Genomic DNA, 26,230 nt, shown 5'->3' on the forward strand with positions numbered 1-26,230 from the left:
TGAATTCGGCAACAAAGCCAATTAACTGCTGAAATTGGTAAGAACAAGGCAAGCATTAATACCCTAAACCAAGTGACTGCTACTACTGATGGCAAGGTTGAGGCGCTAACACAAATCAAACACGACGTTAATGGTAAGGTTTCTGGTCTTATTATGGGTAATGATGGTGAAACTTCTACTTTCGACGTTATTGCTGATAAGTTTAGAATTAGCTCTAAAGCTGGTGACCAAGCTGTATTCCAAGTAGATTCTGCTACTGGTAAGACAATTATCAAGACTGCATTAATCGAAGGGCTAACAGCAAGTAATATTTCTGCTGGTGCAATTCAAGGCCATCATATTTCTTCTGCTACTTCTATTAGTGCGGGCAGTGGTAATAATATTGCAATTATGTCAGGTGAAGACCCGTTATGGAGATTTAGTGCAGGTAATGCAATGGCTGAAGACTCGCCATTTAGAGTTGATAAGACAGGTAAATTGTATGCTGATAACGCTGATATTACTGGTCATATTAATGCTACTTCCGGTCGATTTACTGGTCATATTGAAGCAACTTCGGGTACATTCGAAGGCACAATTACGGGTAGTATGATTACTGGTTCTGTAATTGAGGGTGCACTGATTATCGGTGATAGTGATATGACACTTCCAACTGACGCTGATAAAGGTACTGGTACTCGTTATCTTGGTTATGCTACGGGTATTCATATTAACAAATCGCGTACAGTTAACCATAACGACACTTCTTATATGAACCTTACACTTACCACTGGTAATTACGGTGCAGTATCTGCTAACTGGACAGGTGAGGGTACTCAATCGTATAACGGTGAAACTGTTTATAAGAACTTCAAACGTTGGCATAAGACAAACTTACACCCTGCAATTAATGCTTCGGTTTCTGGTGGTTGGGCTAATAGGAGTGCTACTACCGCAACGTTTACCGTCCGAATTGACCGTCAAAATAAAGATGGTACGTGGACGAATATCGTCACTGATAACATTGCTTCACCTACTATGACATGGCGAAACAGTAAAGACGAATACGTCACTAGACCTACTGTTAACCGCACTGTTAATGGTCGAACATATCACGTAGCAATGGAGCAACGAAACTGGGGTAGTAGCTGGGATAACGGTAAATCTTCTGGTGTGTCTTATTTGGGAAGTATGAAAATGACCGTTAGATTAACTGGTGGCACAGTTCCATTTAGCCAAGGCAAATTGCTACGTATGAGAATTAACTCTAACGATAGTTTCTGGAAAGGCGGCACGGTCACTGTGTTTAAAATTAGCCAATCGTATGTAGATAGAATTGAGGATTACTTATGATAATTACGCAGAACTCGAAAGAGATTTTGCTTGATAATATTTCTAAAAAGGTCACCATAGTCGTTGGTGACCTTGATACTGCTAGCGTGTATATTGCCAAGTTATGCAAGGCACATACGCGCCATTCAGATAACGAAGTATTTGTTGCAATTTCTTCTGATAAAATATACATGCACCCTAAAGTTATTTGGGTTGATAATTATAAAGAAGATATGGGCGTTTATATCGAACATAGATTCGATTTGAATAAAGACGATATATTTCCTGAAGACGCTGACGTATTTGTATTTGACGAAGAAATACCAGAGTGGCTGTTAGAAACAGGTTTAGTGATTACGCAATTACGTGCTAAAGATGTACATAGATTAACACTTAGCCAAATGCAATTGCAATCTACTGATTGGGAAATTATTCGTGAATTAGAAAGAATGTTTCTTTCAGACCATCCACTTCATTTGAAACGGGAAGTATTGCGTGCCCGTGTAGACGAGGAACTTAATCATGGCTAGTATTGCATTTTATTCGGGCGGATTAGATAGCACAGCAATGTTATATTTGTTAAGCCAAACTGACGAAGAAATTATTGCACACCACGTGTATTTTGAAACTGACACCGAGCGTGACAAGTTGGAAATGCAAGCTGTTGAAAAGATACAGAAATATTTTGGTGACAGGTTTAAATGGGAAAGTAGTAGCATTAGTTTGATGGGTGCACCGCTACTTAAACAAAGTAGAGACGTTATTTGGTTTAGCATTATCGGTGCAGTATATACTGCATACGAGAATGTAGATAACATTTACTTTGGGTTTGAACACCAAGCTGCTGACGTATATTACAAGCAATGGCTACAAACTGCTGAAGACCTGTGCAATGGCGTATTAGAAAAGGCATTGCCTCTTTCGTGTAAAGGCGATTTGGTTAATGAAGACCCTGATAAAATCAAGCCATACAAAATAATTAGCCCAGTTGCAGGGTTAAGCAAGGCTGACGAATACAATCTACTTCCAGAAGAATTAAAGAAAGTAGTTTGGTCTTGTAGAAATCCTCAACGATTAAAATCTGGTGTAATAACACATTGCGGTACGTGCGAACCGTGTTCTGAATATACAAGACACAATCTACCATTTAATAGCACCCGTCTTAGCTAATTTTATACCACATAAATACCTCATGATAATAAACTCATGAGGTATTTTTATGTCTATTCAACGCGCGCAATACGACGTTTCAATCTACCGTGGTGATACACCTACATTCAAGTATCAGTTAATCGACGTAGATGACCAAACCGGAGAAGAAACTCCAGTAGATATTACAGACCATACAATTACAGCACAGGTTAGATATTCTCCTGACAGCACCGAAGTATGGTTTACATTCCCAATCGTTAAAGTAGACGCTGCTAACGGCGTATTCAAATGGTCTATGACCAAAGAACTATCAGAAGAAATCTTACCAGTTGGTTCATTCGAGCCTGACACCGCAGTTTATGATATGCAAATTGAACGTGATGGTTCTGTCTTCACATTCATGTACGGTGCATTCAAAGTTACTCGCGATATTACGAGAGCATAATAATGATAAAAGTTAATATTGAAAGAGAAATGCCAGTTTCACATTCATTAAAAGTAATGGTTGAAAAAGAATTACCATTGGGTAATACAATCGTTGCTGCTAATGACGAAACGGTTTCTGTTGAGACCTCTTCAAATAATGTATATGTACTTCCTGCGGTTGGTATTTACGACGCCCAAGTTAATGCTGATAAAATTGAAGTACAACAGCTAACTCAAGAGGTTCGTGAAGCCCATACTCATATTCATGCTGATAAGGCTGAAGTTGGTGTTCTTAAACAAGACGTTATTACGTTAAAAGACCAAACCAACACAATTAAAAATGAAACCAACGCAATTAAATCACAGACACAAACTTTAAAGAATGAAACTAATACTTTAACAGTAGAAGTACGTGCAGCACATACCCATATCCATGCTGATAAGGCAATAGTTGCTGCTGATAAGGCTAATGTTCAATCCAACAAGAATGCTACTCAAACTTTAAAGAATGAAGTAAACACTCTGACGGTTGAAGTTCGTGAAACACATGAGCATATCCATGCTGATAAGGCTAATGTTCAATCAAACAAAGAAGTGGTGGATTCGAAACACGCAGACGTAGTTTCTAAACACTCCGACACCACTACTAAACATTCACAAGTAAATACATGGAACAGCAATGTTAACACCAAACATGCTGATACTGTTGCTAAGCATTCTGACATTGTTGCTAAACATACAGACGTAAGTGATTGGTCTGATAATGTAAATGCTAAACATGACGTAGTAGTTAACCGTCACGACGACGTAGTTAATCGTCATGGAAACATTACTTCTCGTCATACAGATATCACAACCAAACACACAGAAGTTGAAAAAGACCGAGCTGAAGTAGAAGCTAATACTTCTACAGTTGCTGCTGATAAAGCTACTGTTATTGCGAATAAAAATGAAGTTATTGCTGCTAAAAATGAAACCAAGACGTCTGAAACGAATGCATTGGCAAGTAAAAATGCTGCAAAAGTTAGTGAAACCAATTCTAAGACGTCTGAAACGAATGCAGCGTCAAGTGCATCTAAGGCTCTAGCATCAGAAAGAAATGCTAAAGCATCTGAAGAAAATGCAAGTGAAAGTGCTACTCGTGCTGAAACTGCTGCGGCTGCTATGACAGGTGCAATGACGGAAATGGGCAACTGTGACCTTTCTAGTGGGAAATACCCAGCACCGTTTGAAGACGTCAATGGAAACAAACGTTCTTGTTTCTGGAAAGTAATCAAAGGTGGCACTGTTAATGGCATTCCTTATGGAGTAGGCGATAGTCTTGTTTACTCAGTGACTTTAGAAGACTACTACAAGATTGATAACACTGAGAGCGTAACATCTGTTGATGGAATGCAAGGCGTAGTTAATTTAGAAAGTAAGTACGTTAGAAAATCTGGCGATGTAATGACTGACAAGTTAATTATTCGTCACCCTTCTTCTACTTCATTCAACGGTTTGAGCATTGAAACTGGCGGTGATGGTTGGTCTTGGATTAACTTCGGTTCTGGTGGTGCAACAACTACTGGTGCAGAGTCTTGCCATGTAGCATGGAAGAATACTGCTGAAGGAAGTATTCCTGCAAATAGTTTGCATTTAAGACCGGGCGGTAAAGGTACTGGTTTCTCATTAGACGCTACTACAGTACGTTCTCATAGACCACTTTCTCTTGACCATGCACCAACTGGTTCTTCTCACGCAACTCGTAAAGATTACGTAGACGCTGAAGATAACAAACGTGTATCTAAAGCTGGCGATACCATGACCTCTGCATTAAGAGTTACTGGTACAACTGCTGGAAACACCGTCCCTGCTGCTGAGCAAATTAAACTGGACGCATATGGTCTTATCGGTAATCGTGGTCTTGTTTATCTAACAAATGGTTCAACTGCTGCTGACGCTGGTATTCAATTAGGTGTCGGTGGTGTCCATAATGCTAGTGGCAATTCCAAATTAACATTAACCAAGACGTTGTTAACTTCAAGTGTTCCTTTAGAAGTGCAATCAAGGGCAGCAATTACTACTGATGGTGGTAGAGGCGCAATTAAAGTTCGTTATGGAACCGAAGGTTGGCGTACTGCAATTCTTGCTCAGGCTGCTGACAACTTGGTAATTGGCAATCCATCAGCATGGAATAACATTACCCTTGAAGGTAAGAAATTACGTTTCAATGACGGTACAATTCGTGAAGTTTACCACGAAGGCCATAAACCAACTGCTGCTGAAGTAGGTGCAATTCCAACTACTGGTGGTGAAGTTTCAGGTAGATTATCTTCTACTGGTTTACGTGTTAAACGCAGTTCCGGTGCGGGTACTGGCGATGATGTGCTAGATATTAAAGTAGATGATAGCCATGTTGAATACGTTTTAGATAATAGAAATGACGCTGGTGCATCTACCCACAAATGGATGTATTATGCATCTAAAGCTACTGCACCAAGTAATATATTCTCAGCTAACCATGATGGTTTAACAATTGACCGTTATAAAGTAACAGGTCCATCTGGATTCAACCGTCAGATTTATCTAAACGCTCCGGGTCATACTTATATTGCTGGCAAAAAGACAGGTATTGGTTTCCATGATAATAACAATATCTACTTTATGGGTGGAATGACAGACGGTTCTGGTGGTGCATATCTTGCTAATATGTCCTCTACCGAGTTTGTAATGCAAGGTGCATTAAGAAGTAATGCAACTACTGCGTCGTTAGTTCTAAATAGCACAACTGATGTTGAAGGAAAAATGTCTAAGATTGAGTTCAAGACACCTTCAAACCAGAATGTTCGTCTTCGTAATAATGGACACGATAACACTAGAGCACCATTTGGTCTTCATATCGAAAAAGGTGATGGTAATTCGTCTACCGCTGACAAAGCATATCTTGACGTTGAAGGCGATATCTTCTCTCAAGGCATTCGTGTTATGCGTCAGAATGACACAATCGATAAAGCGAAATGGGCTGATACAGTTGACATAAATACTTCTACGTCAGCCAGTTATTATGGTGTTGTGTGGCATTCAGGCGATACTGTTTATGCGTCAGAGAACCAAGGGTTTACTGTTCGTCCAAGTGATGGTCACGTTAAGATTAAGCACGTGCATTTCGGCGATAATCTTGCTGTAAACAATGATGGTACTGTAAATCCTGTTAATACTGATAAACGTGCTGCTGGTATGTATGGTGTTTATGACAGCAAACGCATTGGTCATATTTGGTCAATGGGAACCGCATATAAGATTCCTGCTGACGGTGCAAACTTTGGTACGTTATATGGTTTCGCATATAAACATACGAATAACACTACTGGTGGAACAATGGCTGGTGGCCATCAAGCTGTATGGTGTACTAACGGTGTTCCTCAAGCAGCACTTGGTGACGATGGTATTTGGTCTTCAAACGCAACCACAACCGAAGGTTATTTCCAAGTAGGTCGATATAACAAATCAACTGACAGCGTTATTATTCGTAAACCAGATTCTACTTCATGGGGTGCTGATAAAAATGCTGCAATCGATATTGGCGGCGCACAAACTTCTGGTTCAACTGCAACTTATCTAATTCGATACACTGACGCAGCAAATGCTCGTTTATTTGCAATTGATACTTTAGACCAAAGTGGACAAACCCGTTTCTGGGTTGGCAAATCTAGCAAATACATAGATTTCCTAACAGACGGAAGTATTACAAACACCGGCAATTTCAATTTGGGTGGTGTTATGGATTTAGGAACATTTTAATGGGTAGTGTTAAGCATAAAAGAACTAAAGTAGTAGGCCGAGTGCCTACTACCTCTCAAGTAGCTGAAGGTGAAATTGCATTAAACCTTGCAGACAGATTAATTTACACAAATGACGGTAGCAAAGTAATTACATTGGGTGGTGGAATGCCTCGTGTTAAGAAATGGAGCTCTGGACAGTATGTTTACGAAAATGGTTTCATGTTTATTGGAACTGACGACAAGTTGTATATGTCAGCACAAAATACCCATGGTCAATATCCGGGAAACCATACAAACGATGCAACTCACCTTGGTATTGTGCAAGTAATGACACCAAACGAACCAATTATTGACTGTGGAACGATTGGAAACCATACGTGTTATTTCTTGACTGCTAGCGGTAAGTTATACACATGGGGTGAAAATGCACAAGGTGAATGTGGAGTTGGTAATACTACAACTCCAATTCGCAAACCTACCTTTGTAGCGTCTGATATTGCTAGAGTAGAAAGCCCTAAATACGTTGGTTATGAAGGCAACACTCCTCACTGCTACGCACAAAAGAAAAATGGCAGTTGGATTGGTTGGGGATATAACTGGAATACTTGTATTGCTGGTAATGCTACTACTGGTGGCACTGTTAATACAACGAAACCAATTGCAGTAGTTGGACCATCTGGTAAGACAATTAAACGTATTTGGAATGGCGGCGGTAATACTCATGGCGTATGGGCATTAATGAGTGACGGTAAACTGTACTTCAAAGGCACTTCGTATGGTGGTCTTGGTGGTGTTGACGATGGTCACATTGCATTATCTGACAAATTATATCGCGCATGGAAAGTATGCGTTGGTTTACCAACGTTAAGTTCAACTTACTACAACGACCCTTATTCAGCTACTTTCGATAACTATTTCGAATTAGTGCACGGTTGGGGTTATCGCAATTCTACTACTTACGTTCGTCCATCTACATGGGTAAGGTGCAATGGCACTATTTACTCAACTGGTAATAACGACTGGTCTCAATTAGGTCGTGGCGCTAAAGGCGCTGACGATGACCGCTTCGTAGCAATTTCAGGTATGACGTCTGTTAAGAAAATCGTGACCAACGGCAATGGTGGTCCAACTCCTGTGCATGCTCTAAAGACAAATGGTGAATTGTGGTCTTGGGGTTATGCTGGTTATGGTCAAATGGGTGATGGTGGTTCTGCTGATATTGCTGCTCCTAAACGAACTGCTACTAGTGTTGCTGATGTTTGGGGTGGTAAAGGTGGCCACAACTACGGTTATGACAGTCACTTCTATATCAAGAAGACAGACGGAAGTATCTGGGGCACAGGCGATAATGCAACAGGTAGTTTATGTACCGAAGCCGTATGGAAAGAAATACATTCTTCTTGGGCAAAGACCATGTGGGGCTGGATTGGCGAAGTAAAAGAAATGCACCCTATGAACTCTCAAGGCGAACATTGCGGTACGTCATATGCAATTACAACTGACGGTCGTTTATATTCTGCTGGACGTTCTGATGGTGGTTCTGGTCAAGGCTGGTGGCACTGGGAGCAAAGCAATACTTCCAGAAATGAAATGCCGAGGAGATTAGTGTAATGGGTTCTCTTAAACATAAAAGAAGTAAGACGGTAGGCCGAGTGCCTACCTCTGTTGCTGAAGGTGAAATTGCATTAAATCTAAAAGATGGTTTGATATTCACACACGATGGTGAAGAAGTTATTCAATTAGACACAGATTATCCACGTGTTAAACGCTGGCATTCAGGAATGTCTAACTATGGCGGTGGTATCTTTTTTGAAGGAACCAACGGCAAATTGTATTTCGGTTCAAGCAATCATGGAACGTGTCAATATCCTGGTTCTCATTGGAATGACGCTACTAACTTAGGCATTATCGAAGTATGTCTACCATATCATATCCATGGTGCAATTAAAGATTTCGGTGTTATCGGAAATCATTCAATGTATGTTCTTTTTGAAAGTGGTCATTTATATGGATGGGGTCAGAATGACTCTGGTGAATTATTCGGTCGCTCTCCTGTAAATGAAAACGTTCGTAAACCTACATTAATACGTACTGGTATTGTTGAAGTTGCACCGCCTCTTAACTGTGGCAATGAAGGAAATTACCCTACGGTTTACTGGAAAAATGACAGACATCACTGGCATATGAGTGGTCATAACGAGGGTAGTGCACGCTGTGGTAAATCAGGTCAAGCAGCAGTCATCGAAGCACAAACTTATATCGTCCCAATTCCGGGTGCAGGTTCTTCTCGTATTGAAAAGATATGGAACTTTGGTTGCCGTTATGGTGCTACGTTCGCTCAAACATTCGACGGTAAATTATGGGCAATTGGGTATAACGGTCAAGGGCAATTGGGCGTAGGTAATACCACTACTTGGATAACTACTTGGACAGAAGTAAAAGGTCTTCCAACAGGTTATAAAATTAAAGACGTTGCTGGCGCATACGGTTCACGCAATCATTCTAACAATGTTTGGCAGAGCCACGCTCAAGGGTTTACTTATATTGCATTAACTGATGGCCGTTTGTATTCAACTGGCATTAATGAGTTTGGACAGTTGGGTAGTAAAAATAATACAAATAGAAGTTCATTCGCTCTAGCGTCTAATATGCATTCTGGCAATGTTAAGAAGATGGTCACTTACGGTTCTGGTCGTTATGGTGGCATTTACGTCTTAAGTGAAAATGGAACACTTCGTTATGCTGGCTACAACGGCACTGGTCAAGCTGGCAATGGAAACACCACGAATGACCCTAAACTAGTGTACACATTATCAACGACTGCTACCGACGTTTGGACAACAAAAGGTGGTCATGTAGCAAGCCATTTCAGCCATGTATTTTACATACAAGCTGGAACATTAATCGGTCATGGTGCAAATGATACAGGTTGTATTGCGCCAGAGCGTGCACACTACAATTATGCAACCAGTAAGAGCCCTTCATTATTCGGTTGGGTTGGTACTGATAATATTCGTGAAATGATACCTGTTAATGGTGCTACTGGTAATGATAACGGTTTGACGTTCATGATTACCAAAGATGGTCGTTTATATGGCGCTGGATACAACGGTGTCGGTGTCTTAAAAGGTTGGTATCACCGTGGTCAAGTTTCAGACGGTCGTTATGAAATGCCAATGCGGCTGGTGTAATTAAATAAAAATGGGTAGTAGTTGTGCTACCCATATTTTGAGGTATTCTTATGAAGTTTAAACGTTTACGTACGTACAAAGGCACAACTACACTTGTTGAATTGCCAAATAATGATATTAGACGTTGCATTCGCTGCAATGTAACAAATGGAAATGGTGTTCCAATCGCAAGATTTATGACACAGATTAATGAAGATAAACTCGTTTGTACACTAAACCCAGAAGTAACAATGTCTTTAAGTGGACACTACAAATATGAAATCGTAGTTGAAAATGATAAAGGCGTACAAGTGCTTCAGTATGGGATACTTGAGGTGATGTAATGAGTATTTCCCAGTTAGTTGAAAAGAGCAACCTAGGAAACTGGGTTGTTATATGCGGGCTAGTGGCTTCTATGTCGATTGGACAGTTTCAAATCAACCAAGCTACTACTGCGATTGATAAACATGAAACTGTATTGAATAGACTGGAAAAGGAACAAGGTTTGGACGAGCTTCGATTTAATACGATTGATAGAGAGCAAAGCAAGTTCGATAAGACCTTAGAAACTGTAAATGGAACATTACAAGAAGTTAACACGACATTGGCTTCTCTAAAGGCTACAATAGAGAGTATTAAGAAGGAGGGGTAACCCTCCTTTGTTCTATGTTTTATCATTAAAAATATATTAAAGGTCTTGTACCGCACTTAGTTCGCAACACCGCTATTCGCTAATAATTAACAGGAAACGTTCCGGCCATGAGCATGAAACAAGAACTACAAAAACTGAATAACCGCCTCGATAAGTGTAATCATAAATTGGCTGGTGCCAAATCGCGTGGCGACAACGAACTGATTTCTCGCTTTACTGATGAAATCGACAAACTGACAAAGAAGATTGCTCAGCTTAAGCACAAGCAGAGCTACGATATGAACAAAGAGCGTAAAAGCTTGCTTGATATGCCGTTTTCTCGTGAGATCACCAAAGCAGAACAGGCGGATATGGGTAAACTGAAAAAGTCGGTAAAAGGCTTGGTCGTAGTGCATCCAATGACGAAGATTGGTAAAGAGCTAAAGCTGAAAGTGATGACAGGTTTTGCTCCAAAAAAATTCTAAGTCTCGATCTAGAATTAACTAACACCAATGGAAAGCGCATCTTTTGATGCGCTTTTTTTTGGATTCTATTCAATGAACTTAATCGATTAAGAAGTTGGTCACACAAAAACTCGAATACCGAAAATTAACTTATTCTATAATTGGTTAAGTTCAGACTTAATCGATTAAGGTGAGGTAATGCAAGGAATCACGACAAGCCAGAGAGCACTTAAGCAGGTAATGGACTCCATCACCTTACCTAAATTGACTAAAAAAGATGAGAAAGAGCTTTATGGAAGATTAGAGCAGCACTTTCCGGCCTTATTTGAGCACTATTACGCTTTGTATGGCACTCGTTATGATTTTTTCCTTTATCTACAGAAACTGGTAGAAATGCTCTGCGCAGGATTCGCATCGCGTTCTCGTAAGCTAAAAAACAAAGATGCGATTCGACTTAAAACACCTAATTGGTTTCGAGATGAAAACGTCCTAGGTATGGCAGTTTATGTCGATTTGTTTGCGGGTGATTTTAAAAAGCTGAAAGAGAAGGTCCCGTATTTTGAGCAACTTGGCATTAATTATGTTCACTTGATGCCTTTGTATTTAGCTCCAGAGGGGAATAGCGACGGTGGTTATGCTGTATCGGATTACCGTAAAGTGGATCCTAAGCTAGGTACAGAGAAGGATCTGAAGTCCCTAGCCAATGCCTTTAACGAAGCTGGAATTGCCCTGGTTTTAGACTTTGTCTTTAACCACACCTCAGATGAACATGCATGGGCGAAGCATGCTCGGTCTGGTGATGAGCAATATCAAGAGTTTTACTATTTTTTCGACGACAAACGGGACGTTGATGAATACAACGCTACGTGTCGAGAGATCTTCCCTTCAGTTAGGCGCGGCAGTTTTACTTGGTTGGAAGATGTAGAAAAATGGGTATGGACGACCTTTAATAGCTTTCAATGGGATTTAAACTACAGTAACCCAGCTGTATTTAACGCAATCACTGATGAAATGCTATTTTTGGCCAACTTAGGTTGTGATGGCCTACGTCTCGATGCATTAGCGTTTATCTGGAAGGAGAAGGGGACTCAATGTGAAAGTTTGCCAAAAGCGCATACTTTGATTCAAGCATTCAACCTCTGCTTACAGATCACAGCTCCATCAGTTTTATTTAAGAGTGAAGCCATCGTTCATCCAGATGAAGTCGCTCAATACATAGATAAAAATGAATGCCAATTGTCCTATAACCCATTGATGATGGCTTTGATGTGGGAAAGTTTGGCAACTAGAGAAACCAAGTTACTCACAGCGTCTTTAAAGAAAAGTTTTGCTATCTCGCCGGACTGCAGTTGGGTGAACTATATACGTTGTCATGACGACATTGGCTGGACTTTCGATGATGCTGTAGCAGATCAGGTAGGTATCAAGGGGCATGACCATCGTCAGTTCCTCAATCAGTTCTATACAGGCAAGTTTGAGGGGGCGTTTGCCAATGGTGTCCCATTCCAAGAAAACCCAGAGACAGGGGATTGTCGAGTTTGTGGATCTTTAGCATCGCTATGCGGTTTGGAGGCAGCGATGCAATCTGGACATCAGCAAGAAATTGAGCTTGCTGTGAAGCGAGTTAGATTGCTAAATAGCGTCAATTTGAGCATTGGCGGTGTGCCGTTGATTTATCAAGGTGATGAACTCGGGATGTTCAATGACTATCAATACCTTAACGACCCACACAAAGTTGACGATACTCGTTGGGTTAATCGTCCAGCTATTTCGGAAAAAGACATTGCAATCGCTCAAGACCAATGTGATCCGCGAGGTCGTATTCATCAACAGCTAATAGATATGATTCAGCTTCGTCAATCTCTGCCAGTGTTAGGTGTAGCGGAAACGGAAATTCTAGAGACGTATCGGCCTCATCTTTTTGCTTATATCAGAAAAGCAGCCAATGGTGACCGATTATTGGCTATATGTAACTTCAGTGAACATCGGCAAACCATTCCAACATCCATATGTGATGTTTTGGGTTCAAGAGAGGTGCAAGACGTGCTTAACCAAGAGCGAAAGCCCTATCACCAAAACATCATTTTTGATGCGTATGATATTAAATGGTTGAAAGTAGTAGAAAACTAACTCGTACTATGCTCATTAATCAAAATGACTACAAGCTGTGAGCAAGCTCACGGCTTTATAGTTGGCTTATACACACGCTATCATTTTGTTACAAATACCGACTCTAGCTTCTAAGAATGCGGACAAGTGAACCATTACGATTTTTATATTATAATTTTCAGTCACTTATATGTTTTCTTTGTCGTGTGAGAGTATCGGCTTTTCCCAAGATTCCGTTGCCTTTTTTAGCTACGCCCAACCCCTCAACCAACAGAAAGTGGCTTGAGGATGAGTTGCTAACTGGTATGAACCTTATAATTTCGTTCATTAGTAGTGAACCCGGTTAAAGGGGATGGACCAATGTCAAAGACAACGAACAACCAAAGCAATGTGATTTTACATGCGTTTGATTGGCCTTATGCGCTGGTGGCTCAGCGAGCAAAAGAAATAAAGGAACTTGGGTATCAGACCGTATTAGTTTCACCGCCAATGAAGTCATTTCGTGACAGTAATGAAGTGAAGTGGTGGCAACTTTATCAACCTCAGGATTATCGAGTTATCGATAACAAGCTTGGAAATACCGAAGACTTCAAAGCAATGATGTTGGAATTGAATGATGTGGGTGTATGGGTCTATATCGATGTGGTTTTCAACCATATGGCCAACGAATCGGCGGCTAGACTGGACTTACAGTATCCAAGCAATAATGACATGCAAAGTTATACCGAGCATCGTGCCTATTTCGAACAGCAAAAGCTATTTGGCGATTTGGATGAAGCACTGTTTGATGAGCATGATTTTGTTGAGGCGTTTGGGATAGAGAATTGGAAAGACCGTTGGGAAGTGCAAAATGGTCGACTAACAGGAGGCCCTCAAGATCCCGGTTTACCTACTCTGCGAACCAGTTCTCATGTTATCAAGCAGCAACAGGCTTATCTTTTAGCAATGAAAAATCTCGGGGTTCGTGGCTTTCGTATAGATGCGGCTAAGCATTTGACCATCGAGCATATAAAGCAGGTATTTACTAAGGAGATAACTCAAGACATGCACGTCTTTGGTGAGATAATTACCGATGGCGGAGCGACGGAAGAAGAGTATGAACTTTTCTTGCAACCTTATTTGAAAGAAACTCGCTTAGCTGCTTATGATTTCCCTTTGTTCAAAACGGTGTATGAGGCGCTCGAATCTAAAAGCGGAAGTTTGACGGCATTAATTGACCCATACTGTTTCGGGCAAGCGCTCACTAACGAGCGCTCAATAACCTTTGCTGTGACACACGACATTCCTAACAATGAAGTATTTAGCAACCTTGTCATGAGTGAAACTAACGAATGGCTTGCGACAGTATACATCTTGACTCGTGATGGTGGGGTACCTCTTATCTATTCTGATCTCGACCCTAGTGGTATCAAAAATACCAACAAGGAGCCGAGATGGGTTGAAGGCTGGAGGGATCAGAAGTTGTCTCATGTGATACGTTTTTGCCACGCAGTTCATGGTGAACCGTTTGAGTTGCTGGAAGCGAATGACGATCTATTAGCGTTTAAGCGCGGTAGAAAGGGGATCGTGCTAATCAACAAATCGACGCGCGCGAAATCAATCAACGTCGACCTTGATGGACAGTATAACTCGATTCTAACTCGACAAGCGGTTGATGGAATAACAGGAAAAATCCACGTAGCGGCTGGATCGGCAGAGTTATTGATAAGCGGTGAATAAAACAAAGCCCTCTGTGCAGAGGGCTTTGGGGTGACTGTTTTATTTGGTGTATCGAGTCAGCAATTCGATGGCGTATTGCATTCTCTCTTGATCAATTTCTTGTTTAGGAAGTAGTCTATTTCTGCCATCTTTCACTTCGTAAAGACCATTACCTTTTAGTGAGAAGATCTTATCTTCGGAGACCACGGCATAGTCACCATAGTCTGCGATAATTGTATATGGTCGATCAACAAACTGACCATAAAGATCTTCGCCCACAGTGTAATCTTCAAGATCATTGGTGACACCTAGGTAGTTCTTCATTAGCGTTGGAACAAGGTCGAAATGCGTAGTCAGTTTGCCCTTTGGCCACTGATTTGCTGCTTTGTCTACTCCGGCACCTAACATGATGAATGGTACTTTTACCTGAGCTTCAGTGAAGTTACCGTTGTGTCCCCAAAAGTTCTGGCCATTGTCGTTCAGCTCTTCACCGTGATCACCTGTAACGATAATTAGTGTGTCTTCATATGTGCCAGCTTGTTTGAGTTTTTCGACCACTTCTTTGATTTTGCTATCTACAAAGTGTGTGCTGGTTCTGTAGCGGTTAAAAATCGGTTCCGGATCAGAGTCGTTACTGCGAACAAACGGATTGTTTGGTCCCGACATTGGCTCAAATTTTGGCTCATAATCGTCAGGGAAAATGAAACCATGCGGCGCATCAAAGAACAGGAATGAGAAAGTTGGTTTATTACTGTTAACGTCATACCACTTCATCCAATCATCGACCAGTTCGATGTCACGATCTGCCGCGGTGCCTTTACTCTTGCCCCTAATTCGCAAATTTGGAATATGAGCAAATATGGTTCTGTTGAATTCTGGCGATTCAATGTGTGCCGAAGTAAACACACCAATCTCATAGTTGAGCTCTTGCAGTCGGTCCATCAGCACCGTTGGTCGTTGGTTGGCAAGCATCGGATGCCAATAAGGACCGGGCAAACCGTAAAACAGTCCAAACGTACCCATACGCGTCGCATTACCAGAAGAGTAGTGCTTGTCGAATGAAAGTCCCTCTTGAGACATACCATAGACTGTAGGCATATATTTCGGAGTAACAGTATCTGGACGCCAAGAATCAATCAGAATTAGCATGATGTTCTTGGGCTTTTCAGGTGTATCACCAGTGATTGAATGAAGAGGATAGTTTAATCCGCCTTGCATTTTGGGAGCCTTTGCTTGCTTCTTAGCAAGCTCTTCTCGATCAATATAACCATGCTTAATCAAAAATGAGTTGGCGATGGTTGGATAGAATAGTGGCAAATATTGATTAACGAAAGAAACCGGCTGGTATGCAGTGGCTGCCGCCCAAATGTGAATGCCATGGCTCGCTAATGTGGTTACAAAAAACAGAGGAAGAAATAGCTTACGAAGCTTCTTTGTAAGGCTGAATTGACCAACTTCCATTTTGCCTAATGCCCACCATTGGAAGCAAAATAAAGCGGCAATTCCTGCAACAAGCATTGCCCACGCAGATAGTGGGAATTCAACTATTTGCCCCGACATGACTAATGACAGGACAGGGTAGTTCAAATGAAATCGATAAAACCCAAATACCATGGTGTCTACAAACAAAAATACCAAGGCAATGGTTGCAATAAGCGCTAGTAACGGGCGTTTAGCTTTTAACGGCAGGAAGCATAAAACGAGGCCAACCAGCCAAAACACAAGGGCGAGTAGGCTCATATGGCTGAACAAGCTTGTTACAGCGAATGAGAATTGAACCCCATCAAAAGGGACATCAGGAAAGTACAGGAAGTAGCGAGCGCCTATAAGGGTTGCCAGCAGTGCATTAAGAATCCAAAACTCATAGTAAGGACTTAACTTAGCTTTTAAGTAAGTAAACATGTTCAATAAACCAATAAAATCGATGGCATTTAAAATCGTGATAACGCTAATAAGTGCGTTGTCAAAGAAGCGCGTATTGTATTCGAGTGACTACAAATTTGAAATGAAAACGACATAATGATTGCACATCGTTACAAAGCCCCACGTATTTTGATAGGTGAGGCCCTGCTTGAGGTCGTTTAAGCAAGAGAAATCAGCTTATTAACCAGTTTTTCTATACCACTATTGGCTTCTGAAATGGTTGTCGCCAGCATATAGGCTGGTGTAGAAATCACGTTGTGTTGTGCGTCGTAAATAATCTCATCTACAGCGCAGTCAACGTGTTGACCTCCTAGGGCTGCAAATCCAGCGGCAGCGTCGGAGTCGTTACCTATTGTTCCTTTGACAGCATTTGGATAAATCAATGGAATAATAGTTGGGGCAATACACAAATAACCTGCTGGCTTCCCAGCTTCGGCAAAGGCACGGCATGCACTTGCTACGTGTGTGTTAATGGAGCATTCTGCGCCCTTAATGGCAAAGTCAGTAAGATTTTTGGCAGCGCCAAAGCCCCCCGGAAGCAGCAGCGCATCAAAATCATTCACATTCAACTTTTCGACATCTTCAATGTTTCCTCTCGCAATACGGGCAGATTCAACAAGTACATTGCGACTCTCTTCCGTCACTTCCCCGGTTAGATGGTTAATGACGTGCAGTTGCTCAACGTTGGGGGCAAAACAGTGCCATGTTGCGTTTGCTTTCTCTATTGCGTGCAGGGCAAGCACAGACTCATGAATCTCGGCGCCATCAAATACGCCTGAGCCACTAAGAATGACGGCTATTTTTTTCATGCTGATCATTTCTCCTTATTATTAAGACACTATGACTTTAGGACAAAGTCAGGCTCTTTGTCTGCTTGCCATGCCACAGAATGCTAGTTGCTTCAAACACAAAAAAGCCACCCGTTAAGGGTGGCAAAGGGAACCGATAACTAAAATTTGTTATCGTAAGTGGACCTGTTTAAATTGAGTAGAAGAAGTAGAGCTGTGACTTCATTCTCAAGATGATGCCTCGAATGACGTCTAAGAAAGCAAGAAAACCTATTGGTTTTTCTCCGCTCACCCAAGCTAGTCCAACGGCACCGACCGGAATGTCATAACCTTCAGTCTCTTGGATTTTCAAGCGCACAAAGTGATGCTTGTTATTAAGATTCTTACCAGTAGTGGTACGTACTGACTGATCAATAGCAAGCAATGTGCCTTGCGATTCACCCGTCGCTTCAACAATACCTTCCACTTCTGCGGCAAAAACATGTCCCGGATAAACGGATGTAGAGAATTCAGCGGGTTGTCCAGCTTTAATGTTTCGAATAGCTTGGTGATTAACACGCATCAGTACATACTTTTCGTTGGTGTACATTTGCAATCGTGGTACTCGCGATAACAGTTGCCCTTCACGAAGAATGAAGTTGGTAACAAAGCCATCAGTCGGTGCATAAACTTTGGTGCTGTCGAGGTCCCACTGTGCGCGTTCGACAGATTCCGTAGCGTTTCGCAAATCATTCCTTCTGCTGTCTACAGCAAATTCATATTTACTGATAGAAAGTAGTGCTTTATTTGCATCTACACGGCGTTTATCAAGTTGTGCTTCGGTAGTCTTTACTTTGTGTTTTGCCACTTCAACAATGCTAATTTGCTTGTCTATATCACTTTCGGTGATTGTGTTACTAACCACGGCGTTCTGCTCTTGGAAGCGTTTCAGCATTTTTCGTTGTAAGGTGTAATCGACCTGCGCAGAGCGAAGCTGACTTGCCGATGTTTCAACACTCTTTTGTGCAGAAAGATAGCTAGATTTTGATATTTCGACATCTTGGATCGCGCTATCTAACGCTACTTGTGCTGCGTCGTGTTGTATTACCGCTTGATCTAGTGCGATTTGATAAGGTTTTGGGTCAATCTCATAGATGAGTTGACCTTTCTCAATCTGTTGGTTGGGCTTGATGTGCAACTTAACGACTTTCCCCGTTACATTAGAGGAATCTGGACGAAGCTGAATATGCGGAGCCTGAACTAGAGAGCCACCGGAGAGATCCATCGGGGTATAGTTAATCAACCCCACCCAAACGAACATTAGCCAGCCAACGCCACCAATATACGCGAAGCCTTTAGAAAACTTGTTCCATGGCATACCTATTAACCGCAGTAGGTATATAAACAGAGCCCAAACTGCTAAACCCTCTAACATGTTGTGTTCTCCGTATTATCTTCTTTTCCGTGCCAAATATCTCTAAGTCGAACAATCGCTTTTTCCATGTCTACAAATGCAATGATGACGGCCAATACCCAAACCCAATGCCAGATAAAGCCTATCCATGTGAGAGCGGTGATTAGTCCTAGCTGATGGTGACCTTTGCTGTGTGCTTTATTAATAGGAAGCTCGTGAATACGCCAAAACCCATATACCGCGGCAACGACACTTGCGACTAATACGATTCCTGATACGACGTGTAATGCGGTGTCTGCGCTCGTTCCGACAAATGGGACACTCAGTAGGCTCATTGATTTACCTTATAAGATTTAGAAGAAACGAGAGTCTATTCGACATAGAAATAATCATTTACAAAATGATAGATTTCATCAAGAATCAACATGTTTTGAGGCAATTAGTATCATCTGGTGACGATATGTTTGAGAATGTACACTTTGTAAGAGCTATGGGTATTGCGGGGCTGGTCGGAAACCTGCACAAAACCTATGGTGTAAGACCAGAAGAGTTGGGGATCCCAGCTAAAGCCCTCGAGTTTCCAATGACACTGATCCCAGTTTCAGTTCTCAATCAGTTCTACGAGAACATTGAGCTGATAACAGGAGATCAGGATGCCGTACTTAATCTCGTCAGCCAAATGTCGATTGATAGACTAGGTTCTATGAGTCGCTGGTTTTTCTCAGGTCATGATCTTGCCTCGACTATTCGTCGAATTAATTTTGGTATTACTTGTATTCAATCTGGGGCTTTTCTCAGTGGCGAAGTAGTGGGTCCAATTGTTAAGTGGACGTATTACAACAGCTCAATTTCTGCAGCCGCAAAAGCCGATGATGGTGTCAGAGTTGCAAACTTCATGTGTAATGTATTGAAGCGCTATCTGGGGGAAGAGTTTGTTCCTGATCGTGTTTGTATATCAGGTACCAAGGCAAACCGAAGTAAATACGAGGCCTATTTTGGCTGTCCAATCGAATGGGGGCATAATCAAACAGAGGTTTGGTTACCTAACAAGCTGCGATTACAAGGTAACAAGATACCGTCATTAGCCGCAGAAAAGCTTTCTATGAGTTTTGCCGATCTCGATAACTATTTGAACATGCCAGACTCTCAAGATCATATGAAAGTGTTGTATGAGGTGGTGAATTATTCGCGACATTTTGGGATTCCAACATTAGCAAAGGTGTCGGAATTGTTGGGCCTGTCGGAGCAGCAGTTACAAAGACGGTTACAAGCGTCGGGGTTAAACTTTACCTCAGTGGTAGGATTCGTTCTATCCGGGGAGGCGGTGAAGCAAATTGTGCTAGGCACACCTATGGAACAAATTGCTGAGAGCCTAGGTTATACCAACATGACCAGTTTTAGCCGTATGTTTAAGAAATACCGAGGTATTACTCCAAAACAGTACCTAAACAACTATCTTTCTGCTTACTAATCTGAGTTTTTAAGTTTCATCTAGTGAATACTCAGGCGAAAACGACTTTATTGCGTCCTTCAGATTTGGCTTGATAAAGGTGCTTATCAGCAATATCGAGCTTGTTACGCCAGTGCCTTTGGTAGTTTGCAGGACTTAACAAGGTTGCGCCAATAGATGCCGTCACCGTTAATCGACCTTCGTCAAAATATAGGTTGGTCGTTTCAACGGTGGTTCGAAGCCTAGTTAGACGCTCTTGCAGTTGAGCAAGAGTATCTGCACGGACAATGATAAGAAACTCTTCACCACCCCAACGTGCTAATAGGTCGTCATTTAACAAGACGCTGTTGAGCGTTTGAGCAACTTCTTGTAGGACAATATCCCCAGCCGCGTGGCCTAATTTGTCGTTGATATCTTTAAAATGGTCTATGTCAATTAAACCGATAGCAATATGCCCTTTGCCAGGTAGAGCTCTATCACCACTAAGATAATGCTCGGCAAACCGGCGGTTTGGTATGCGCGTTAGTGAGTCCAGCATGCTTTGCTCGCGCAACGAATGATTGGTCGACAACAAGGAAATGTTTTGTTGTTGAAGTGTATTCTTGCTTTTAAACAGCAGCAAAAAGCCAAACATACCTGCCACAAAAATGGCCGCCCACATTTTTTCCTTAGACTCTTGGTAATCGATGCGAGTTTGCTTGAGTTTGTTCTCCGTATGAAGTTGGGTGATTTTATGCTGCTGTTCGGAATCAGCATGTACTTGCTCTAGTTCAAATAGAGCTTTTTGGCGTCTATCGAAAAGTAGGATCTCGTTTTCTTCTTGATAAAGCCGAGCATACCTATATGCAGTATCAAAGTGCTGCTGTCCGGCATAAAAATTAGCAAGGTGGTTGTATGCTTTTGCCGTATTAAGAGGATCTTTTAGAGCAATGAATTGATCTTTGGCACTAATCAATAACGACTCTGCTGTACTGCTGTTACCAAGAAAACTCAGTGCTCGTCCAAGGTGTGTAATGCAATGAGGGACCTGGGTTTTAATCTGATATTTTTCTGCTAAAGATAGGCACTCTTGAGCGAGCCATTCAGCTTGTCGGTAGTGTCCTTTTTCAAGTGAGTTATATGCCTTATTGCTTTTAACATTGGCGATAAGGCTAACATCACCGAGCTGATCTGCCTTTAGTTCTGCTAAGTCAAGATACTCTGACTGTTCACTCAGGCTACCAATATTACCAGCGATGATAGATCGATTGAGGGCGAGTATCGCCTCTTGTTCTAATTGCGGTTGATGACTCTTCTGGAGCCAAAAATAGCCCTCTTGATTGTATTCAAGCGCTTTATCCCATTCTTCTAAGTCGGCATAGATTAAAGAGATGTTGGAAATAACTTTAACGACATACGCGGCGTCACCAATACTACGGAAAATCTCCAACGCTGCTGTATAGCTTTTTTTGGCTTGTAACTGTCTATTTTGACTGGAGTGGATGACAGCGATGAGATTGTGTGTCCTTGCTTCAAGGTGCAAGTAATGCAGCTTTTTGGCGGCCAGCAGTGCGCGGTTTGCTCGTTGTAAAGCGACATCATAGCGACCATCGGTAATATCAAAGGTCGCTAACCACATATCACTCTCTGCCACTATCCAAGGCACATTTCTTTCGATGCCGACTTGTAGCATGGCATCTAATGCTTTACGTGCTTCCAAGGGACGTTTGTGTGCCCGATGATGTTTGAATTTGCCAAGGTAATAGTAATAGCTTGCAATCGGATCGTGTCCAATCTTCGCGCTTCGTTGAAGCTGCGCTAAGAGCTCGACTCCATGACTAAAACTTGAGTAACGTACTGCATTCAAGGCAAGTACCGTTTCTTTGTAGGGTTTGTCTTCTATGAGCGCGAGAGGGGAAAATTGGGCATAAACGGCCCTAGAGCTTAACGCAAACAGAATAATGGTGAACAAGAAACACAGTCGGGTAGCTATTAGCACTGATAGGTTAACAAGAAATAATTGGTATGTCGTATTGTAAATGTTTAAATTATCATCGTCAAATTATCATTTTTGGAACTGATATCAACAAAAATGTCTATTTTGGAGAGCTATGTGATTATAAAAGAAACAGTTGATTTGTAGCTAGGAGTCAGGTTTCATTACTAAATCAATAGATTTCACAAGCTCTTGGAAATGAGGGTTGAAGGTTAACCGTGCATGGATTTTGTTTGGTTCTTGATAACCATAAGCGGAATACCATACCTGATGGCCTGACTGGCAGTTTGCATAGTCAATGTCACGTTGACCGTTATCACAAATGGTGATCGTACCATTCTGCCCATAATAAGGATTGTTAGGGCTGAATAGCATACCCATATGAGAGCCGTTGGAAACGCGATATTCAGGCAAAACCATCGTTTGACTCACAATTCTCTGACCGTGAGGAGGGTGTTCTCCTTGCCAAATAAGTCTGCTTTCAGCATGGATAAACTGGTTTTGGAATGCTTGGGAGGCCGCGGTGGTATCGACAACACTATCGGCTTCACTCAACACCATTAACGTTGGCTTGACGAAAGAATGAGTCGCTAGGTTATCTTGTACGACTTTTGCCGTTTGGTAGTAGACGGCTGCGCCATTCATAGGCAGCGAATTGTAGCGTAGTACATTGTTCTCTGGGTCTTGGTCAGCCCAGTCTATGAAGTAACTTGCAAAGCGCGCGTATTTGACTGCTTCCGATTTGGGTTGGAATGCTGGAGAGAAGAGCAACAGCCCAGAGACTCGATCATCATTCAGTGCATAGGAAGTCACAAGATTAGCACCGGTAGAGTATCCACCTAGCCAAACGTTAGCGTATTCTTTAAGCAGTAGCTGAGTATGGTGCGAAACGATATTTTCCCAGTCAGAGTAGCTAGGCAGCAGCAAATCACCGGCCTTACTGCCATGCCCGGGAAGTAAAATTGCTCTAACTAAATAGCCTTGCTTAACCAAATGTTCCGCAATGTCGTGAAATGAGTAGGGTGAGTCACCAAGTCCGTGTACTAACAATATGGCTTGACCATTGGGGAAGTCAGGCACTAGCTCAAAGGGACTATTGAGCACGATCTCTTGTTGATGATCGTCAGATTTGAATGCACGGTTTTCAGCAAGCCATCGTTGAGTATCTTGGATGTATTGCTCAAACGAAGCTTGCTGATAGGCAGGGAGTGCCTTTGCTTTTTGGTATGCAGGGTTAGTGTTCTTGGCAGAACAACCAAATACACCTGCTGTGATGAATACAGAAATATAGAAGACAAGCGCGACCAGTTTTCTTTTATGTCGCGAACGTATTTCGCGAATAGCAGAACTACTTGGACGAGACTTCTTCATATTCACCTTCTATTGTATTGCCTTGCATATTTTGGCGCTGTTGAGCTAACTCTTTGTCGAGTTCTTTCTTAATACGATTACCTGTGACATATGCAGCAATGGTAAGTGGAATTGCCATGATCAAACTGAACATCATCGCAACAAAGCCAATAAATACGGCGCTAACGGTTAGGAGTGCTTTTTTCATAATGACCTCTCTTGATAAACAGCGTCGGAAAATGGATGAGTCTTTATGTGCATCGCTCCTTGATGGTTAGATAATAGAGCAATCAATATGAACCAAACATGAACGCTAGTTCACAATTGCGTTCATGTTTGAATACTTTTAATCACCTAAAGGTTGGCGATCGCTGCCTGTGCGGTGAGTATCTAGAGCGAGTTTGAGGCGACGTAAGCGGTCACGAGAGCGACGCTTGTGATTGACGGCAAGCTCCATCGACAATACATCAACCAGAGCTAGCATAGCGTAACGAGACGCCGACGGTTTGTAGATGAAGTCGGTTTCTTTGTGAATAATGGGAAGAACAATATCACTGAGCTTTGCTAAAGGTGAGTCAGCAGGGGTTATGGCTATCACTCTAATCCCGTATTGCTGAGCAATTTCTGCGGTTTCGACGATAACAGGGGTATGCCCCGTTGCGGAGATGACCACCATGACATCGTTAGCGTCTGCAGTAGCAGCTACCATTCTAGTAAGCAGACCATCGTTGTATGAGACTACAGGGTAACCTAGTCTAAATAAACGATGTTGAAGCTCTTGCGAGGTAATAGTCGAACCGCCACCCACACCCACTGCGATAATTTGTCTAGCTGAGTGTAGCATGGTAACAGCTTGGCTAATATCGGCTTCATTGATGAGGGCACGGTTGATATCCAACGCCTGTTTGATCGATTCGTAAATGCCTTGGTGGCTTGTTTGGTCGGGCGGTTCAATGATAAAGCGCTGCCCAACGGCGAGTGATTGCGCCAGTTTGATCTTAAGATCTCTAACATTAAGACAACCGACAGCCTTAGCAAATCGCGTAATAGTCGCTTCACTAACGCTTGCTTGCTGTGCAAGTTCAGTAATACTCGCGTTGGCGGCAGAATGTATGTCGTCGGTAATTAAATCTGCCACTTTCTTTTCAGCATCACGAAGCGCGCTGTAGCGCTCCGTGATCTGAGATATGATGTCTACTTCTACGGTCAAAACTTTCCCTCTAAAAAGCCGTTTCTACCCATTGCTCAATGTTATGTTCATCGTCGCTGATCGCGAGAAGACGCCATTTATCAAACGTAAGACATGGGTGTGACGTTGAGAACGCAATCATATCACCAACTTGAAGTGACGACTCCGGTGGAATGGCCAAAAATGTGTGTTGGTCCATAACATCAGTAGCGATGATCTTGCTTTCTTTGATTTGAGCACCTGCACGGTAGATACGTTCTGGGATCGGCAGTCCCGCATCGAAGGCGACGTCCCTCTTACCGAGTCCTACGATTGCTTTGGTCGGTTCTGGTCTAGAAATTACATATGCCCATACTTCGAGCGAAGAGGTTAGGTCACCACCCAACTCACAAGCATAACCGCCATTTTTAACGGCTCTGGCCATGACTTTTTCTTGGGCGTCAAGATAGATCCCTGTGTCATGAATAACATAACAACCCGGTCGAATCACGGCCTGAAAGTCATTCAAATGAGCGAAGGTTTCTGCCACAACGTCATACCATGCGGATCCGGCTCCGGTGATAATAGGCTTGTTAGGCAGTAACTCCTGACTGATGAGGTCGCGTCCAAGTTCAATAGTGTCTGTTAAGAAAGCCCTAACGAGAGACTCTTCATCTCCACCATGAATGACCCCCTCGTAGACCTCGATTCCGACCAAAGAAACATGAGGCAACGTACTAATATGTTTAGCAAGTTCGACTACCTCTCGTCTTGTTCTGCAACCGCAGCGACCTCCAGCAACACCGTATTCAATTAACACTTCAATGTTTGCATCCATGCTTGAAAAGAAATGCTCCAATTGGTCAGCATTAATGGCTGAATCTACGCATACGATGACTCTAGCTTGAGTCTCTTTCTTAATACGAGCCACCATTGCCATATTGGCTTTACCAACCAGTTGGTTAGCTATCATGATATTTCTTAACCCTGCGCTAGCCGCTGTTTCTGCTTGTGGTGCTGTCGCTACTGTTATCCCCCATGCACCTTTTTGCTTTTGCATGGCGAAAAAGTCTGGTGTCATGGTGGTTTTTCCATGGGGACAAAGCAAAACACCATGGTAGTTAGCAAAAGCTTGCATCCAGTCCATGTTATTCAGCAATGCTTGTTTGTTAATAACTGCTACGGGTAGGCTAATTTCTTCATCAATAAGGCTGTATTTTGCCTTAAGTTCAGCCGTCACTGGTACTCCTTTCATTCCTCTGCCAAATGGTATCGTGGTATTTTTCTGTTTGTTTCTATCATTTTCTTTTAAATCTATCATTGATAAATCTCTTTCTAACATAACTTAAGTTATTGATATTTAATGTATGATAATAACTATGATAATTAACATGTTAGAAACTATCAAACTTTATGGGTGAAAATGTGTAATTAGTCACTGTGTTTGTGTGGGTAAATATT

General features: G+C 42.1%; 22 protein-coding genes. 13 read left to right on the plus strand and 9 right to left on the minus strand.

Going from position 1 to position 26,230, the window contains the following annotated elements:
- Positions 1 to 72: 72 nt before the first annotated feature.
- From HW45_RS08795 to HW45_RS08850, 12 genes are all read left to right on the plus strand, one after another.
- Positions 73 to 1,332: a phage tail tip fiber protein gene (locus HW45_RS08795; protein WP_038226400.1), complete on the plus strand. Its 1,260-nt coding sequence runs from the start codon at positions 73 to 75 to the stop codon at positions 1,330 to 1,332.
- The gene (locus HW45_RS08800; RefSeq protein ID WP_038226401.1) at positions 1,329 to 1,841 is read left to right on the plus strand and encodes a hypothetical protein; all 513 of its coding nucleotides are present in this window, start codon (positions 1,329 to 1,331) and stop codon (positions 1,839 to 1,841) included. Before HW45_RS08795 ends, HW45_RS08800 begins: the two co-directional genes overlap by 4 nt.
- A complete protein-coding gene (locus HW45_RS08805; protein ID WP_038226402.1) occupies positions 1,834 to 2,481 on the plus strand; it encodes a hypothetical protein in 648 nt (215 codons plus the stop codon). Before HW45_RS08800 ends, HW45_RS08805 begins: the two co-directional genes overlap by 8 nt.
- 49 nt (positions 2,482 to 2,530) lie before the next feature.
- Complete coding sequence (locus tag HW45_RS08810; RefSeq protein ID WP_038226403.1) at positions 2,531 to 2,908, plus strand: hypothetical protein; 378 nt, start codon at positions 2,531 to 2,533, stop codon at positions 2,906 to 2,908.
- 2 nt (positions 2,909 to 2,910) lie between these two features.
- On the plus strand, positions 2,911 to 6,669 hold the full coding sequence (locus HW45_RS28350; RefSeq protein ID WP_051867933.1) for a hypothetical protein: 3,759 nt from the start codon (positions 2,911 to 2,913) through the stop codon (positions 6,667 to 6,669).
- Complete coding sequence (locus HW45_RS08820; protein ID WP_038226404.1) at positions 6,669 to 8,261, plus strand: hypothetical protein; 1,593 nt, start codon at positions 6,669 to 6,671, stop codon at positions 8,259 to 8,261. The genes HW45_RS28350 and HW45_RS08820 overlap by 1 nt, the downstream gene beginning before the upstream one ends.
- Complete coding sequence (locus HW45_RS08825; protein WP_038226407.1) at positions 8,261 to 9,841, plus strand: hypothetical protein; 1,581 nt, start codon at positions 8,261 to 8,263, stop codon at positions 9,839 to 9,841. Before HW45_RS08820 ends, HW45_RS08825 begins: the two co-directional genes overlap by 1 nt.
- 50 nt (positions 9,842 to 9,891) lie before the next feature.
- Positions 9,892 to 10,164, plus strand: coding sequence for a hypothetical protein (locus HW45_RS08830; RefSeq protein ID WP_038226410.1), 273 nt, complete (start codon positions 9,892 to 9,894; stop codon positions 10,162 to 10,164).
- Complete coding sequence (locus HW45_RS08835; RefSeq protein ID WP_038226411.1) at positions 10,164 to 10,472, plus strand: hypothetical protein; 309 nt, start codon at positions 10,164 to 10,166, stop codon at positions 10,470 to 10,472. The genes HW45_RS08830 and HW45_RS08835 overlap by 1 nt, the downstream gene beginning before the upstream one ends.
- A gap of 107 nt (positions 10,473 to 10,579) precedes the next feature.
- Positions 10,580 to 10,936, plus strand: coding sequence for a YibL family ribosome-associated protein (locus tag HW45_RS08840; protein WP_006069097.1), 357 nt, complete (start codon positions 10,580 to 10,582; stop codon positions 10,934 to 10,936).
- Positions 10,937 to 11,113: 177 nt separating this feature from the next.
- Positions 11,114 to 13,045 carry an alpha-amylase family protein gene (locus HW45_RS08845; RefSeq protein WP_038226412.1) on the plus strand — a complete coding sequence of 644 codons (1,932 nt, stop codon included), beginning with the start codon at positions 11,114 to 11,116 and terminating at the stop codon, positions 13,043 to 13,045.
- A 339-nt stretch (positions 13,046 to 13,384) separates the two neighbouring features.
- Positions 13,385 to 14,743: an alpha-amylase family protein gene (locus HW45_RS08850; protein WP_038226413.1), complete on the plus strand. Its 1,359-nt coding sequence runs from the start codon at positions 13,385 to 13,387 to the stop codon at positions 14,741 to 14,743.
- A gap of 39 nt (positions 14,744 to 14,782) precedes the next feature.
- On the opposite strand, the gene HW45_RS08855 is transcribed toward HW45_RS08850, so the two are convergent.
- The 4 genes from HW45_RS08855 to HW45_RS08870 all read right to left on the minus strand — a co-directional run bounded on the left by HW45_RS08855 (position 14,783) and on the right by HW45_RS08870 (position 19,161).
- Complete coding sequence (locus HW45_RS08855) at positions 14,783 to 16,624, minus strand: DUF3413 domain-containing protein (RefSeq protein ID WP_038226414.1); 1,842 nt, start codon at positions 16,622 to 16,624, stop codon at positions 14,783 to 14,785.
- A 179-nt stretch (positions 16,625 to 16,803) separates the two neighbouring features.
- Positions 16,804 to 17,454, minus strand: coding sequence for an isoprenoid biosynthesis glyoxalase ElbB (elbB, locus tag HW45_RS08860; protein WP_038226415.1), 651 nt, complete (start codon positions 17,452 to 17,454; stop codon positions 16,804 to 16,806).
- A 169-nt stretch (positions 17,455 to 17,623) separates the two neighbouring features.
- Positions 17,624 to 18,847 carry an HlyD family secretion protein gene (locus HW45_RS08865; RefSeq protein WP_006069092.1) on the minus strand — a complete coding sequence of 408 codons (1,224 nt, stop codon included), beginning with the start codon at positions 18,845 to 18,847 and terminating at the stop codon, positions 17,624 to 17,626.
- Positions 18,841 to 19,161: a hypothetical protein gene (locus HW45_RS08870; protein ID WP_038226416.1), complete on the minus strand. Its 321-nt coding sequence runs from the start codon at positions 19,159 to 19,161 to the stop codon at positions 18,841 to 18,843. The genes HW45_RS08865 and HW45_RS08870 overlap by 7 nt, the downstream gene beginning before the upstream one ends.
- A gap of 125 nt (positions 19,162 to 19,286) precedes the next feature.
- On the opposite strand from HW45_RS08870, the gene HW45_RS08875 reads away from it, so the two are divergent.
- Positions 19,287 to 20,297, plus strand: a complete 1,011-nt coding sequence (locus tag HW45_RS08875) for an AraC family transcriptional regulator (protein ID WP_038227692.1) — start codon at positions 19,287 to 19,289, stop codon at positions 20,295 to 20,297.
- A gap of 31 nt (positions 20,298 to 20,328) precedes the next feature.
- On the opposite strand, the gene HW45_RS08880 is transcribed toward HW45_RS08875, so the two are convergent.
- The 5 genes from HW45_RS08880 to HW45_RS08900 form a co-directional block, all read right to left on the minus strand.
- On the minus strand, positions 20,329 to 22,227 hold the full coding sequence (locus HW45_RS08880; RefSeq protein WP_152559655.1) for a tetratricopeptide repeat-containing diguanylate cyclase: 1,899 nt from the start codon (positions 22,225 to 22,227) through the stop codon (positions 20,329 to 20,331).
- Positions 22,228 to 22,398: 171 nt separating this feature from the next.
- On the minus strand, positions 22,399 to 23,622 hold the full coding sequence (locus HW45_RS08885; RefSeq protein WP_051867935.1) for an alpha/beta hydrolase: 1,224 nt from the start codon (positions 23,620 to 23,622) through the stop codon (positions 22,399 to 22,401).
- A complete protein-coding gene (locus HW45_RS08890) occupies positions 23,600 to 23,809 on the minus strand; it encodes a hypothetical protein (protein WP_006069087.1) in 210 nt (69 codons plus the stop codon). Before HW45_RS08890 ends, HW45_RS08885 begins: the two co-directional genes overlap by 23 nt.
- 138 nt (positions 23,810 to 23,947) lie before the next feature.
- Entirely contained in the window at positions 23,948 to 24,811 is an 864-nt protein-coding gene (locus HW45_RS08895; RefSeq protein ID WP_038226420.1) for a MurR/RpiR family transcriptional regulator, read from the minus strand.
- 10 nt (positions 24,812 to 24,821) lie between these two features.
- Positions 24,822 to 26,090, minus strand: coding sequence for an amino acid deaminase (locus HW45_RS08900; protein ID WP_038226422.1), 1,269 nt, complete (start codon positions 26,088 to 26,090; stop codon positions 24,822 to 24,824).
- Between the last annotated feature and the right edge of the window lie 140 nt (positions 26,091 to 26,230).

It is taken from the genome of Vibrio sp. ER1A (genome assembly GCF_000733315.1).
Taxonomy (GTDB): domain Bacteria; phylum Pseudomonadota; class Gammaproteobacteria; order Enterobacterales; family Vibrionaceae; genus Vibrio; species Vibrio mediterranei.